Here is a 16109-nt window from a genome sequence, read left to right as displayed (position 1 = left end):
TCGAAAGCTTTTGTTTGTATATTTGATAAAACGTTAAATATCAGTGTAATGTGGTTTTGTGAAAAAATTACCATTTCACAAAAAAACAGGCAGCTGTCTCAAAAAAAAACAAACAAAATGAGTGAATCAAATCAAAGTAAATGTCCTTTTCATAATGGACAAGTGAAAGAAACGGCCGGGTCAGGAACATCTAATAAAGATTGGTGGCCAAATCGCTTAAACGTTGATATATTACGTCAGCATTCTAATTTGTCAAATCCATTAGGAGAGGGTTTTGACTATGCGGCTGCGTTTAAAAGTTTAGATCTAAGTGAAATCAAAAAGGATATTTATGATCTAATGACAAACTCCCAAGACTGGTGGCCTGCAGATTATGGTCATTACGGGCCTTTGTTTATTCGTATGGCGTGGCATAGTGCAGGGACATATCGTATATCAGACGGTCGTGGTGGTGCAAGTTCGGGTAATCAACGATTTGCTCCGCTAAATAGCTGGCCGGATAATGGTAATTTAGATAAAGCTCGTTTTTTACTTTGGCCAATTAAACAAAAATATGGAAATAAAATCTCCTGGGCAGATTTGATGATTTTGACAGGAAACTGTGCTTTGGAATCCATGGGATTTAAAACCTTTGGATTTGCAGGAGGAAGAGAAGATATTTGGGAATCTGAGAAAGATGTAAATTGGGGTTCAGAAATAGAATGGTTAGCTACCAGTGATAAAGCGAATAGCAGGTATACTGGTGATCGAAATTTGGAGAACCCACTTGCTGCCGTACAAATGGGATTAATATATGTAAACCCTGAAGGCCCGGACGGTAATCCGGATCCACTTGGTTCAGGAAGAGATATCAGAGAAACATTTGCCCGTATGGCGATGGATGATGCAGAAACCGTAGCACTAGTTGCCGGTGGACATACTTTCGGAAAAGCGCATGGTGCTGGTGATGCTGCTTTAGTAGGAGCAGCTCCCGAAGGGGCAAGTATTGAAGAAATGGGACAGGGCTGGAAAAGTACGTATGGTACCGGTATTGCAGGTGATGCCATTACAAGTGGTATCGAAGGTGCCTGGAAACCAAATCCTACTACTTGGGATAATGGTTATTTCGAGACATTATTCAAATACGATTGGATATTAACAAAAAGCCCTGCCGGAGCACACCAATGGAAACCTTCCGATGAAAGTGCTGCCACTACAGTAGAAGATGCGCACGATCCGAACAAACGTCACGCTCCAATGATGACAACGGCTGATATGGCCTTAAAATTAGATCCTGTTTATGAGCCAATTTCAAGAGATTACTTTGAAAATTTTGACAAATTTGCGGATGCGTTTGCCAGAGCATGGTATAAGCTGACGCATAGAGATATGGGACCAATTGCGCGTTATTTAGGGCCTGAAGTTCCTAGTGAAATACTAATTTGGCAAGATCCGATTCCGGCGGCTAAAAGTGAATTGAATCAAAATGATATAGCTGTATTAAAAGATAAAATCCTTTCAAGCGGACTTTCAATAGCACAATTAGTTTCTACTGCTTGGGCTTCTGCTTCTACATTCCGTGGTTCGGATAAACGTGGAGGTGCTAATGGTGCACGTATCCGTTTTGAGCCTCAAATTAATTGGGAAGTCAACAATCCAAATCAATTAAAAAAGGTATTGGCTGTTTTAGAAGGGATACAAAATCAATTTGAAAATTCAGGAAAATCGGTTTCTTTAGCGGACTTAATTGTATTGGGAGGTTCTGCTGCAGTTGAAAAAGCGGCTGGTAATGCCGGTTTTAATTTCGAAGTTCCATTTGCACCGGGTAGAGGAGATGCTACTTTAGAGCAAACGGATGTACATTCCTTTAATGCATTAGAGCCCAAAGCAGATGGGTTCCGAAACTATAAAAATGCCAATAATAATTCGATTACAGAAGAACTATTACTGGACAGAGCGCAATTATTGACTTTGACTGCTCCAGAAATGACCGTTTTGATTGGTGGACTTAGAGTTTTAGAAGCTAATTATGACGGGTCTAAAAAAGGTGTTTTTACAAAAAATACAGATACACTAAGTAATGATTTCTTCGTTAACTTATTAGATCTAACAACAACATGGAAAGCAACAGACGAAACCGGAGAAACATTCGAAGGACGTAATCGTGCAACCGGAGAAACCAAATGGACTGCATCCCGAGCCGATCTTATCTTTGGTTCAAATTCAGAACTTCGCGCCGTAGCTGAAATTTATGGTTCAAACGACTCGAAAGAAAAATTTGCAAAAGATTTTGTTGCTGCCTGGACCAAAGTGATGAACTTAGATCGATTTGATTTGGTTTAGTTTTTTTGGGAGGTTCTGAGTTACTAAGTTTCTGAGGTTCTAAGTTTAGTTGCAAAGACTCAGAGTTGATTTAAAATAAAACCCGACAGGTTTCAAAAACCTGTCGGGTTTGTTATTTTTTTAAAGGTTCAGGGAGAAAACTCAGAGCCTCAGCAACTCAGACCCTTAGTACCTTTTTCAAGAAAACACCACCGTCTTATTGCTATAAACCATTGTCTTTCTTTCTGCATGAAGTTTTATCGCACGTGCCAGAACAATTCGTTCCAAATCACGTCCTTTCATTATAAAATCTTCGATGGAATGAATATGTGATACCGGTGCAATATCCTGCTCTATAATCGGGCCCTCGTCCAACTCCTCGGTTACATAATGACTTGTCGCTCCAATAATTTTTACACCACGTTTAAAAGCCGAATGATATGGTTTTGCACCCGGAAAAGCAGGTAAAAACGAATGATGAATATTGATTATTTTATTTTCGTAAAGCGAAATCAGTTTAGGCGTAATAATCTGCATATAACGTGCTAAAACAATAAAGTTGATCTGATATTTGTTTAACAGTTCAATTTGTTTTGCTTCCCCTTCTTCCTTATTGTCTTTTGTAAAAGGAACACAATGAAACGGAATGTCAAAACGCTCTGCTATCGATCGCAGATCATTATGGTTGCTTATAATTACAGGAATTTCAACATTCAATTCATCTGCACTGTAACGACCCAAAATATCAAACAAGCAATGATCGTATTTTGAAACAAAGAGTGCCATTCTGGGCTTTTGTTCCTGATTGTACAAATCCCACGACATTTGAAAATCGGTGGCAATCGTTTGACTGAATTCATTTTTTATGACTTCAATACTACTGTTGGGATTGGTAAATTCACACTCCAGACGCATAAAAAAAACATTTTGCTCCACGTCAACATGTTGATCAATATAGATAATATTTCCATCTACTTTTGCGATAAAAGTAGTTACTGCGGCGATAATTCCTTTTTGGTCTTTGCAGTGAATCAGAATGGTTATTTTTTGCATTTTTTCCGGGTTGTTTATAGTTTTTTGGTTTTAGATTTAAATATAAAGTCTGAAAAGGTTTATACTATGCTCTCAAACAATTAAAATCTTAGGATCTTAGTCACTCAGCAACTTAGAGCCTTGCGATTAAAAGTAATTATTTAGCATCCTGCATCGCAAAAACTTTTTGTAACAGAGGACTTGTTCTGGATTTGATATTTTCGCGGATCTCTTTTTCTTCTACGGCAATCATTTTAAAAACACCGGCTAAAGCCTGATTCGTTGTATAATCAGTTAAGTCAGGATTTACTTTTTTAACTAAGGGTAGTTTGTTGTATTTAGTAATGATTTTTGTCCAGATTGAATCGGCACCTACTTTTTCGAATGAACTTTTAACCACCGGATTAAATTTTCCGTATAAGTCTTTTGTGGTACTTCCCTGAAGATAGGTTGTAGCGGCACTTTCGTTTCCAAGCAGTATGTTTTTAGCATCTGTAATCGATATGTTTTTTACGGCAGAAACAAATATCGGAGTCGCTTCTTTAACCGCATCTTCTGCAGCACGATTCAATACTTTAACACCTTCATCTGCAAGAGAACCCAAACCGAATCTGCGTAAAGTAGCATCTACTTTTTGAAGTTCTTCGGGCATTAAAATTTTTACCGCTTCATTTTTATAAAAACCATCAACAGCTGTTAATTTACTTACTTGCTCTGTAATTCCTTTGTTTAGTGCTTCTTTTAACCCGGAAGCGATATCAATACCGCCAACCCCTAGAACTTTTGAAGATGATTTTGGAAGTTTATTTAGAATGTCTTTCACTTGGGCATTAGAACTAAGAGAAAAGACGAACATTAAAAGGATAATTTTTTTCATTAAATTTTATTTTTTATAAGTTTCAAAAATACTACTTATTCAAAAATAAAGCCACAATTTTATTGCAGGAGCAGAAACAATTTGTTTTAGAATTAACAGTAGTCCCGCTATCCGTTGCAATCTTTTGTGTCGAACTCCGACACAAAAGGATTTTCACTGCTATCGGGGCTATATTATGCGTTTTAGTTTTTTTGAGAATGTGTTTTTTATGCCAATTCTGGATTGGTAGTTATCATAAGAAAAATCTTTCGACCCTATTGTAAAGCAAAATGATTACAGATGTTTTATCGAAAAAAAGAGTTTATTTCTTAAATAATTTTAGTTAAAACCACCATTGATATTTCTTCGGTGTATTTGTTTAATTCCATTTTTTGTAAAAGAATAGGTAGATTCTTCCGTCCAGCTCCATCTTTGAGGTGTTTTTTCGTCAAAGCCTGCCGCAGTGTAAATAATTCTTATCGTATTGTTTAGGGTAGCCATTTTTAATACAATAAAAAAATCTTGACTTTTTTCTGAAGATTCCGTTTTACTGCAATATTGTAGGTTTTGCAGAACAGCTGCATCCTCTTTAAACCATTTCTTTAAAAAAGACAAATGCGTGTCAGAACATTGGTAGCCCAGATTAAGAGCCCATAGAAATTTACATTTTAGATTACTTTTGTCCGGTTTTTCATCCCCGTCCCAAGAACATTCGTTACCAATAGAAGTTGCAATATAGCCTAATGCCGCACGCTGTTGGTTTGTTATTGTTTTGATAAATTCATCGTTGAGTTGAAGGTTGCGATTTTTGTCCAGCCACAATACTGTCACATAATCCTCTTGCGATGCTGGATTGGTCGCTTCTTTATTAGTGGCTGAAGTACTTTTATTTTTGGTTTGAGAAAAAACGGAAAGACTTAAAATTAGAAGAAGCAGGGAGAAAACGACACGTAGGTTCATTAGTAAAGAGTTTTAAAATTGAGTTTTACTTCTTTAGTAAATCGATTTTTTCGTCTGTAGCTTTAATATAAACAGCCATTTCACGGTATTCCCAGGTTCCTCTTTTTTGGGCACTTACAAACAAAGTACCCGTACCTTTTGGACCTTTTATCGGAATTTCTAAATCACAATTTTCAGAATTGCCATTTATTTGAATGCTGCCGGAAGGTAGTCCGTCCATTTCGATAGGTTTTCCTAATTTTTGAATTACTACTTCATTATGGCGAACCTGATTCATTGCATTTTTATAAGCCTCTGATTCTTCCATCATTGAAGTAACTCCGAAAAAAATACCGGCAATAAACAAACCAAAAAGTACGATAAGGCTTAAACATCCGGTTGGTACAAACCATTTCCAGTTTCTGTCCCACCAATTTTTTTTAACTTCATTGTAATTTTCTTCCATAATAAAATAGGGTAATTTTAAATTTAAGTTTAACACTTGAAAGATATTCTTTTTCTCCCAAAATTTTAAACAAACTTAAAATTACCCCGCTTAAAAAATTTAAAAATCAGTTAGTTTTGAATTTAAATATTAGTTGTTAAATGCTACAGATTCCTGATACATAATTTTATTCAGATCATCATCTTTCTCATAAACATCTCTAAAGAAGCTTATTTCCCCGGATTCATTCACCCATGAAGTAAAATAACAGATGTAAATAGGTACTTTGTTCGCTAATTTAAAGGTAGTCTCTTCTTTCCCTTCCATAGCTTTGTTTATTCTGTCGGTAGTCCATTCAGGATAGTCTTTAAGCATGGCGATAGCCAGATTTTTTGCTTCTTTTACATTAATACAACCATGGCTGAAGGTTCTTTTTTCAAAATCGAATAACGTTTTTGCCGGTGTGTCGTGCATATAAATATCTTCAGGGTTAGGGAAAATAAATTTCACCAGTCCAAGAGAGTTTTCAGGGCCCGGTTTTTGTCTCACCTGACCATTTACCATTTCCATATTATGATCGGCCAGATAATTTTTATCAGCGGCCATTTTTAATTTTAATTCGTTGTCAACGATACTTTGTGGTACAGTCCAATACGGGCTGAAAACAATTCGGTCAATGTTACCGCTAAAAATTGATGTTTTAGTCAATGCTGAACCCACAAATACGCGGGATGCTAAGGCTGTTTTTCCGTTTTTTACATACACCAATTCAAAAGAAGGAACATTAACCATGATGTATTCTTTGTCTTTGATCAATTTTGGAGAAATCCAACGGCAACGTTCCATATTAACCGTCAATATTTTGATTTTATCGGCAATAGGCGTGTTCATGTCTTTAATATGTTCTTCGGCCAGAATGTAATTGGGTTTAAAACCGTTTCTTAATTTGTATTTCATTACAGCATCCATCAGTTCTCTGTCATACACATTACTTTTAGAATCCTGTTTTAAATCCCCCATAACCATCAATCGTGTTCTCACCTGAGCAATTGTATTCGAAACAGCATCAGGACGTAAATCTTTATAAGGAGTTTCTGTTCTAATTGGTGTCCATGTACCGTCTTTTTCGATTTGTCTGTATTTTTCCAGCGCGCCTTGTAATTTATAATACTGATCAAAAAGCAGTTCATCATTTTTCTCCAGTAAAGCAGGATTTACAATAAGAGAATCTAATAAAGTTTCATAAGACAATTGTTTTTTAGGTAGAAGCCAACCGGTTTTTTTTACCGTTTCTGCATCTAGTCCTTCATAAACCTGGCTCATATAGATAATGTAAGCAGCACTTAATAACAGATCAGAATCAGATTTCGAAGGTCTTTCTTTCACTTTTTTGTTGAAAATTTTATCAATTTCATTTTCGTAAGGAATTTCAATTTCTAATCCTTCCTCATGTGTTGATTTTAATTTTTGGTGTAACAACTGACCAAATTCATTGATTTTATTGTCTTCAAACCAAATCGATTCATACGATCTGTTTTTGTACAAGGCCACCACTTTGTTTTGGTATTTTTTTAAATCGGTATATCTTTTAAAAAAGTCATTTAGTACCTCATTATCTACTAAAGGATCAGAATTAGTTGAAAAGGCAGAAGGAAGATCCTGTGATTTCTTATTTTCTGTAGGGTCATTTTTTTTCAAATCAAAGGAAGAAGTTATTAAACCAGTGAATAGAATGATGGTGAAGAGATATATTGTTTTCATTGCATTAAATTTTTACGTTACTACTTAAGTTTGAAAAGTCGTGGTAAAAATTTGGGGTTTTTCTACACAGCTAAATTATGTATTATGTTGTTTTTCAAGTTGTTGTATTTCTTTTAAATGTTTCGAAATTACCATGTCCTGTAGGTTAATATACCTTATATACGTAGAAAGTTTAAATTGTTACCCCTCGATTAAAAAAAAACGATTTTTTTTGTTAACATAAAGCTATCAAAGTGATCAAATATTAAAATAATTTGTAAATTGCTCCTCTAAAATTATCATATTCATAAAATGGAACAACAAATACCATATATTCCTAAAAATAAAGTAAGAATTGTAACTGCAGCTTCACTTTTTGACGGACATGACGCTGCGATCAATATTATGCGACGTATTATTCAGTCAACCGGTGTTGAGGTGATTCATTTAGGTCACGACCGTAGTGTTGAAGAAGTTGTAAATACCGCCATTCAGGAAGATGCCAATGCGATCGCAATGACGTCTTATCAAGGAGGACACAATGAATATTTTAAATATATGTATGATTTGCTTCACGAAAAAGGAGCAGGACATATTAAGATTTTTGGTGGTGGTGGAGGTGTAATTCTGCCAAGTGAAATTTCAGAATTACATGAATATGGAATTACAAGAATCTATGCTCCGGATGATGGCCGTTCTTTGGGACTACAAGGAATGATTAATGATTTGGTGCAACAAGCAGATTTTCCGATTGGAGATAAACTAAACGGAGAAATTGATCATATCGAAAGCAAAAATCCAACCGCAATTGCGCGTTTGATTTCTGCCGCAGAAAATTTCCCTGAAATTGCAAAACCTGTTTTTGATCAGATTCATGAAAACAATGCCGATTCTAAGATTCCGGTTTTAGGAATTACGGGAACGGGTGGAGCAGGAAAGTCCTCTTTGGTTGACGAATTAGTACGTCGTTTTCTAATTGATTTCCCTGAAAAAACAATCGGATTAATATCAGTTGACCCTTCAAAAAGAAAAACCGGAGGAGCACTTTTAGGAGACAGAATCCGTATGAATGCCATTAATAACCCTCGTGTTTATATGCGTTCGTTGGCGACACGTCAGTCTAATTTGGCATTGTCTAAATATGTAGCCGAAGCGATTCAGGTTTTAAAAGCCGCAAAATACGATTTGATTATTCTGGAAACTTCCGGAATTGGACAATCGGATACCGAGATCATGGACCATTCTGATGTTTCTTTATATGTGATGACGCCTGAATTTGGTGCTGCAACACAATTAGAGAAAATCGACATGCTTGATTTTGCAGATTTAGTTGCCTTAAACAAATTTGACAAAAGAGGTGCACTTGATGCGATTCGTGATGTAAAAAAACAATACCAGCGCAATCATAATCTTTGGGATAAAAATCCGGATGATATGCCGGTTTTCGGAACCATTGCTTCTCAGTTTAATGATCCGGGAATGAACACGCTTTACAAAGCGATTATGGATAAAATTGTCGAAAAAACAGCTTCTGAGTTGCATTCGACTTTCGAAATCACACGTGAAATGAGTGAGAAAATCTTCGTGATTCCACCACACAGAACCCGTTATTTATCTGAAATTGCAGAAAGCAACAGAAGTTATGATGAATCGGCACTTTCACAACAAAAAGTAGCGCAAAAATTATACGGAATTTTTAAAACGCTGGAATCTGTTTCAGGAAAAGTTCCACAAATCAATAAAGCGGGAATCGATGATGCTACTGTTTTACCATCAGGAATTGCAGAACACGACGAAAACCGTATTTTCTTAAATCTTTTACTCAATCAGTTTGATAAAGTAAAAATGGATTTAGATCCGTACAACTGGGAAATTATCCTGAATTGGGAGGAGAAAGTAAACAAATACAAAAATCCGGTTTACTCGTTTAAAGTTCGTGATAAAGAAATCAAAATCGCAACACATACAGAGAGTTTATCACACCTTCAAATTCCGAAAATTGCTTTACCTAAATATGAGGCATGGGGTGATATTTTACGTTGGAGTTTGCAGGAAAATGTTCCGGGAGAATTTCCTTTTGCTTCAGGATTGTATCCGTTTAAACGTGAGGGCGAAGATCCGTCGAGAATGTTTGCGGGCGAAGGTGGACCGGAAAGAACGAACAAACGTTTTCACTATGTAAGTGCGGGATTGCCGGCAAAAAGGCTTTCGACTGCTTTTGATAGTGTGACTTTATATGGAAATGACCCTGATTTACGTCCCGATATTTACGGAAAAATTGGTAATGCAGGAGTTTCGATCTGTTGTTTAGACGATGCTAAAAAACTGTATTCCGGTTTCGATTTGGTTCACGCTATGACTTCGGTAAGTATGACAATCAATGGACCGGCACCAATGCTGTTAGGCTTTTTTATGAACGCGGCGATCGATCAGCAATGCGAACATTATATCAAAGCCAATGCTTTAGAAAAAGAAGTTGAAGCTAAAATCAATAAAATATATGCAGGAAAAGGAGTAGAGCGTCCTAAATACCAAGGCGATTTACCCGAAGGAAATAATGGTTTAGGATTAATGCTTTTGGGTGTGACCGGAGATCAGGTTTTGCCTTTGGAAGTATACAACGAAATCAAAGTTAAAACCCTGTCACAAGTTCGTGGAACAGTACAGGCCGATATCCTAAAAGAAGACCAGGCGCAAAACACCTGTATTTTCTCTACCGAATTTGCTTTGCGTTTAATGGGTGACGTTCAGGAATATTTTATTACCAAAAACGTCCGTAACTTTTACTCAGTATCTATTTCGGGTTATCATATTGCTGAGGCGGGTGCCAATCCAATTACGCAATTGGCTTTTACGCTTTCAAATGGTTTCACTTACGTGGAATATTATTTGAGTCGTGGAATGAATATCAATGATTTTGGGCCGAATTTATCGTTCTTCTTCTCTAACGGAGTTGATCCTGAATATGCTGTAATCGGACGTGTAGCGCGTAAAATCTGGGCGAAAGCCATGAAAAACAAATACGGTGCTAACGAAAGAGCGCAGATGTTGAAGTATCACATTCAGACTTCAGGACGTTCGTTGCACGCACAGGAAATTGATTTCAATGATATCCGTACGACATTGCAAGCTTTGTATGCCATTTACGACAACTGTAACTCGTTGCATACGAATGCGTACGATGAAGCGATTACAACGCCAACAGAAGAATCTGTTCGTCGTGCTATGGCTATTCAGCTGATTATTAATAAAGAATTAGGTTTAGCGAAAAACGAAAACCCGATTCAAGGTTCGTTCATCATCGAGGAATTAACCGATTTAGTGGAAGCAGCCGTTTTACAGGAATTCGACCGTATTACAGAACGTGGAGGCGTTTTAGGTGCTATGGAAACCATGTACCAACGTTCTAAAATTCAGGAAGAAAGTTTGTATTACGAAACCTTAAAACACAACGGAGATTTCCCAATTGTGGGTGTAAATACATTCTTAAGTTCAAAAGGTTCGCCAACCGTTATTCCGGCAGAAGTAATTCGTGCTACCGAAGAAGAAAAACAGTATCAAATCACGATGCTGGATAATTTGCATCAATTTCACGAAGCAAAAGTAAACGAGCATCTAAGTAAACTACAGGAAGCAGCCATTAAAAACGAAAACTTATTCGATCATTTAATGGAGGCTACAAAAGTTTGTTCTTTAGGTCAGATTACTTCGGCGTTGTTTGAAGTGGGCGGGCAGTATAGAAGGAATATGTAGATAGTTAAAGTATATAACAAAAGAGGACTAATTTCTTAATTAGTCCTCTTTTGTTTTATTATTAATATACATTTACGTACTAATTTTTCAGGGTTATTATTTAACCAAATTTTTAAAAACAAAAAGCAATGCAAAAAAAATTACTCTTATTATTTTTAACTTTTAACCTTACTGTAGTTAATGCACAGCAGGAAATCTATGATTTTGCTCCGGGTAATCCCAGAGGCCTTATACAATTTAATGATAAAATCTTTTTAGGAGGTCATCAAAAGAGTACTGGTGAAGAAATTTGGCAGAGTGATGGAACAATGTCAAATACTTCTTTACTAAAGGACATTAATCCAGGGGGAGGTACTGGATTAGCTGTTGCGTTACAGCAAGGTTCTACCGTTTTGAATAATAAACTTTACTTTCTGTCAAGAGATGAGAATTCGTTAGGAGAAATATGGAAAACAGACGGTACTGAAAACGGAACTGAGAAAGTAACTAATTTTATTAACGGAAGAGTTTTGAAATTAACAACAGTTGGGAATCTAATTTATTTTGTACTAAAAAAAGATGCAGAAAAAATTGAGGTTTGGAAAACTGACGGAACAACTATAGGAACAGTTTTAGTAAAAGATAATCTGCCTTCTTGGGGAGTTTCTTTTGAAGGAACCTGTAATACTACCTTTATATTTTCAAGTAGGCCGGTGAAGGCTAATAATGTAAGAATATGGAGAAGTGATGGAACAGCTGAAGGGACATTTCCAATAACTGACGAATACGATGGGAACGGTTCGGGTTCAAATAACGGGTCCGGGGGAACTCATATGCTAACACAATTTATTGAATCTAATGGTAAATTGTATTTTGCTACCAGATATTTTTTGTTTGAAACTGATGGAACTCTCGAAAATACAAAAAATGTTGCCCGGGTAAGAAGTCAAGGTGAATTACTTAATTATGATGATATTATTGCAGTGAATAACGATTTATATTTGGTACTTTTTACTGCCAGCGGTTTTAATAACTTAGTAATATTAAAATATAATACATTAGATAAGACCATTACTAAAGTTTATGAAAAAAATGCCAGCGCATATTTTTTTGCATCAAACTTAGTTAAGATAGATAATTCTCTTATTTTTACCACTTCAAATGCAACTGCAGGTACAGAATTAGTATCGTTAAATCTTACTGATAATACCATTTCAAATATTAAACAATTAGCTGCATCGGAAGATTTGAAAGCTATTCCCGCTTTATCTGTTGGGAATGCTTCCATTATGAAAATAAGGAACGATGAGTATTTTATTTTGACAGGAATAGATAAAGATTATAAAAGAAAAGGATGGATATTCAATTCTAGTACGAAAGCTACCCAAAATGTTAGTGCTTTAGATAATATTAGACAGCCTTTAGTTTATAAGGAAAATTTATATTATTTTAAAGACACTAAATTTTGTAGGTACGCTAATAATTTGAGTACAATTGATTTTGATAAAAAACAGTCAGTCGTTTTTTACCCAAATCCGTCATCTGATATCATGCAGTTAAATGTTGAGAATAGCAGTGAAGTAGAAAATATAAGTGTTTTTGACTTAAACGGGAAATTACTTCAAACCCTGTCAAACTCTTCTAAAATTGATATTTCTAAGTTACCCAAAGGAGTTTATACTGCTCAAATAAAATGGAATGGAACTTTGATTAATAAAAAGATCATTAAAAAATAACAATAGAGGAGTCTTCCTAAAAATGAAAATTCTATCCTTCAATGGAGGTTACAAAAGTTTGTTCTTTAGGTCAGATTACTTCGGCGTTGTTTGAAGTGGGCGGGCAGTATAGAAGGAATATGTAATTATTAAAGAGTATAGAAAAATAGAGGGTTAGTTCCATAATTAACCCTCTATTTTTTTATGCTTTTCAATTATTAGTATATATTTACGTACTAATTTTTCAGTGTTACTATACAATCAAATTTTTAAAATCAAAAAATCAATGAAAAGAAAATTACTCTTACTACTTTTAACTTTTATGTGTATCGGAGCTCATGCACAGCAAGAAATTTATAGTTTTACTTCAGCTCATCCAGGAGGCTTTGTACAATTTAATGATAAGATTTTTTTTGGAGGTAATCAAGAGAGTACAGGTAAAGAAGTTTGGCAGAGTGATGGAACGACATCAAATACTAATTTACTAAAGGATATTAATCCTGGTATTGGTAATGGATTAGTTGGTGTGTTAAAGCAAAGTTCTTCAGTTTTAAATAATAAGCTTTACTTTCTATCAAAAGATGAAAATTCATTAGGTGAAATATGGAAAACAGACGGTACTGAAAATGGGACAGAGAAAGTAACTAATTTTATTAATGGAAGAGTTTCGAAATTAACGACAGTCGGGAATCTAATTTATTTTTTGTTGAAAAAAGAAGATGATAAATTAGAGGTTTGGAAAACAGATGGAACAACTATAGGGACCGTTTTAGTAAAAGATAATCTACCTATTTGGAATCGGCCTTCTTTTGAGGGAAGCTGTAATAACACTTTTGTATTTGTATTTCAGCCATTTGGGACTAATAATTCAAGAGTATGGAGAAGCAATGGAACTACTGAGGGTACATTTCCGATAACGGAGGAATATGATGGTAATGGTTCAGGTTTTAATAACGGAGCTGGGGGAACTCCTATTCTAACACAATTTATTGAATCTAATGGTAAATTGTATTTTGCTACTAGATATTTTTTGTTTGAAACTGACGGAACTCTCGAAAACACAAAAAATGTTGCTAGGGTTAGAAATCAGGGTGATTTGGTTCAATATGACGATATTATTGCGGTAAATAACGACTTATATTTAATGTTTTTTACTGCCACAGGTTTTAGTAATAACTTAGTAATTTTAAAATATAATACATTAGATAAAATCATTACTACCATTTATGAAAAAAATACCAACGATTATTTTTTTGCATCAAACTTAGTTAAGATAGATAATTCTCTGGTTTTTACCACATCAAATGTAACAGCAGGTACAGAATTAGTATCATTAAATCTTACTGATAACACTGTTTCAAATATTAAACAATTAGCTGCATCGACAGATTTGACAACACCTCATTTTTTTGATGAAGTTGCGGTTGGTTCCATTATGAAAATAAAGAATAATGAATATTTTATTCTTTCAGGACTAGATAAAAATGATGCCAGAAAAGGGTGGATTTTCAACTCTAGTACACAAACGGTACAAAATATTAGTGCTTTAGAAAATATTCTGCAACCTTTTGTTTATAAGGACAATTTATATTATTCTAAAAATTTTAAATTCTGGAAGTACGCTAATAATTTAAGTACAATTGATTTTGATAAAAAACATTCAATTAGTTTTTACCCAAATCCATCATCTGATATCATGCAGTTAAATGTTGAGAATAGTAATGAAATAGAAAATATAAGTGTTTTCGACTTAAATGGGAGATTACTTCAAACCCTGTCAAATTCTTCTCAAATTGATATTTCTAAGTTACCTAAAGGAATTTATAGCGCTCAAATAAAGAGGAATGGAACTTTGATTAATAAAAAGATTATTAAAAACTAGAAATAGATGAAGCTTTCATAAAAAAACGAAAATTCGATCATTTAATGGAGGCTACAAAAGTTTGTTCTTTAGGTCAGATTACTTCGGCGTTGTTTGAAGTGGGCGGGCAGTATAGAAGGAATATGTAGTTATTTCAACCCGTTGAGAGTAACTATGTTTCTATGTGTTAAATAACATTTAGAAGAACTATCTTCAAAATAGTTATCTTTTTAATATTGGAAAACCTCTCAGAAATGAGAGGTTTTTTTTATTTTAGTGTTATGAAAAACACTATCTATTCTATTCTGTTTCTTTTTGTTACAGTTTTTGGATACACTCAGGATAAGCAATTGTTACCAACCGGAGCTATTATCGATTCGGTGAAAATTGCAACTGCTCCAACAGAATCGTATGCCCTCTATTTTCCTAAAAAATACGATGCTAAAACCCCATTGGCATTGGTTTTTATTTTTGAACCCGATGCGAGAGGTAAAATAGGGATTGAACCCTTTATTCTGGCTGCAGAAACATATCATTATATTTTGGTATGCTCTAATACGCTAAGAAATGGATCAATTCAAGATAATATCGCTGTTGCCAATAGATTATTTGAGGATGTATTGCAAAGCTATACTATTGATACTTCACAACTTTATATAGCAGGTTTTTCGGGTGGTGCAAGATTGGCCAGTTATTTCGGGATATCTACGGGGGCTTTTCAAGGGGTTATTGCTTGTGGCGCTTCTTTTAATAATATGGATAAGTTTATACCTCCTTCTAATAAATTCTCCTATGTAGGTATGGTTGGCGATCGGGATATGAATTATCAGGAAATGATAGGAAATAAACAATGGCTGGATAACGCAAAGATGGTGAACACCCTTTTTGTTTCTCATGAGGAACACGTTTGGCCCAAACAATCTGAAATGCTTCGCGCATTTGACTGGTTGGAAATTCAGGCTTATAGAAAAAATATAAGACCAAAGAACGATACTATTATTAAAAGAATTTATGATGTCAATGTGCGAATCGCCGATAGTTTAAAGACCAATAAAGAAATGGTCCCTTCGGTGAATGCCTATGAAAAAGGCATTACTTTTTTTAATACCAATGAAGACAATTTTCTAAGAGCTAAGATTGCCGAAATCAAAAAGTCCAGAGAATATAAAGAGGAAGTCACCAAAATGGAGAAGATAAATATTTTGGAAAATGAACTTTTAGATAAACTTTCGCTTCGTTTTGATCAGGAATTAAAATCGGCTAAGAGTAAGGCTAATTTTAAGTTTTGGAAATCTGAAATTAAAGATTTGAAGATGATGAAGTCAGACGACAAAAATCCTCTGTTACAGAATATGGTTATTAGGGTATTATATTGGTTTCAGGTTTCGGTTTATGAAACGGGGCAGGGAAGTAAAAGAAACCAACAAAAGGATAAGTTTGCCTATTGTGAAGAATTGTATAAAATTATTACTGAAGCTGATTAATATG

At 34.9% G+C, this 16109-nt stretch carries 10 protein-coding genes; 5 read left to right on the top strand and 5 right to left on the bottom strand.

Annotated elements, in window-relative coordinates:
• Positions 1-117 precede the first annotated feature (117 nt).
• Positions 118-2322, top strand: a complete 2205-nt coding sequence (katG, locus tag ACHRV3_RS04080) for a catalase/peroxidase HPI (protein ID WP_395433409.1) — start codon at positions 118-120, stop codon at positions 2320-2322.
• Between the two features lie 177 nt (positions 2323-2499).
• Here katG and purU read toward each other — a convergent pair whose 3' ends face one another.
• From purU to ACHRV3_RS04055, 5 genes are all read right to left on the bottom strand, one after another.
• The gene (purU, locus tag ACHRV3_RS04075) at positions 2500-3354 is read right to left on the bottom strand and encodes a formyltetrahydrofolate deformylase (RefSeq protein WP_395433407.1); all 855 of its coding nucleotides are present in this window, start codon (positions 3352-3354) and stop codon (positions 2500-2502) included.
• Positions 3355-3490: 136 nt separating this feature from the next.
• Entirely contained in the window at positions 3491-4210 is a 720-nt protein-coding gene (locus ACHRV3_RS04070) for a DUF4197 domain-containing protein (protein ID WP_047775635.1), read from the bottom strand.
• Between the two features lie 318 nt (positions 4211-4528).
• On the bottom strand, positions 4529-5149 hold the full coding sequence (locus ACHRV3_RS04065; RefSeq protein ID WP_395433406.1) for a hypothetical protein: 621 nt from the start codon (positions 5147-5149) through the stop codon (positions 4529-4531).
• Positions 5150-5174: 25 nt separating this feature from the next.
• Positions 5175-5594, bottom strand: a complete 420-nt coding sequence (locus ACHRV3_RS04060) for a cytochrome c oxidase assembly factor Coa1 family protein (RefSeq protein WP_047775792.1) — start codon at positions 5592-5594, stop codon at positions 5175-5177.
• A 129-nt stretch (positions 5595-5723) separates the two neighbouring features.
• Positions 5724-7334 carry a murein L,D-transpeptidase gene (locus tag ACHRV3_RS04055; RefSeq protein ID WP_395433405.1) on the bottom strand — a complete coding sequence of 537 codons (1611 nt, stop codon included), beginning with the start codon at positions 7332-7334 and terminating at the stop codon, positions 5724-5726.
• 291 nt (positions 7335-7625) lie between these two features.
• On the opposite strand from ACHRV3_RS04055, the gene ACHRV3_RS04050 reads away from it, so the two are divergent.
• From ACHRV3_RS04050 to ACHRV3_RS04035, 4 genes are all read left to right on the top strand, one after another.
• Positions 7626-11066 carry a methylmalonyl-CoA mutase family protein gene (locus ACHRV3_RS04050; RefSeq protein ID WP_395433404.1) on the top strand — a complete coding sequence of 1147 codons (3441 nt, stop codon included), beginning with the start codon at positions 7626-7628 and terminating at the stop codon, positions 11064-11066.
• 128 nt (positions 11067-11194) lie between these two features.
• Positions 11195-12781, top strand: coding sequence for a T9SS type A sorting domain-containing protein (locus ACHRV3_RS04045; protein WP_395433403.1), 1587 nt, complete (start codon positions 11195-11197; stop codon positions 12779-12781).
• 265 nt (positions 12782-13046) lie between these two features.
• On the top strand, positions 13047-14642 hold the full coding sequence (locus ACHRV3_RS04040) for a T9SS type A sorting domain-containing protein (protein WP_395433402.1): 1596 nt from the start codon (positions 13047-13049) through the stop codon (positions 14640-14642).
• Positions 14643-14902: 260 nt separating this feature from the next.
• Entirely contained in the window at positions 14903-16105 is a 1203-nt protein-coding gene (locus ACHRV3_RS04035; RefSeq protein ID WP_395433401.1) for a hypothetical protein, read from the top strand.
• Positions 16106-16109: the final 4 nt, after the last annotated feature.

It is taken from the genome of Flavobacterium sp. FlaQc-49 (assembly GCF_044005985.1).
Classification (GTDB): domain Bacteria; phylum Bacteroidota; class Bacteroidia; order Flavobacteriales; family Flavobacteriaceae; genus Flavobacterium; species Flavobacterium cupriresistens.
This window is presented reverse-complemented; position numbering and strand designations above follow the sequence as displayed.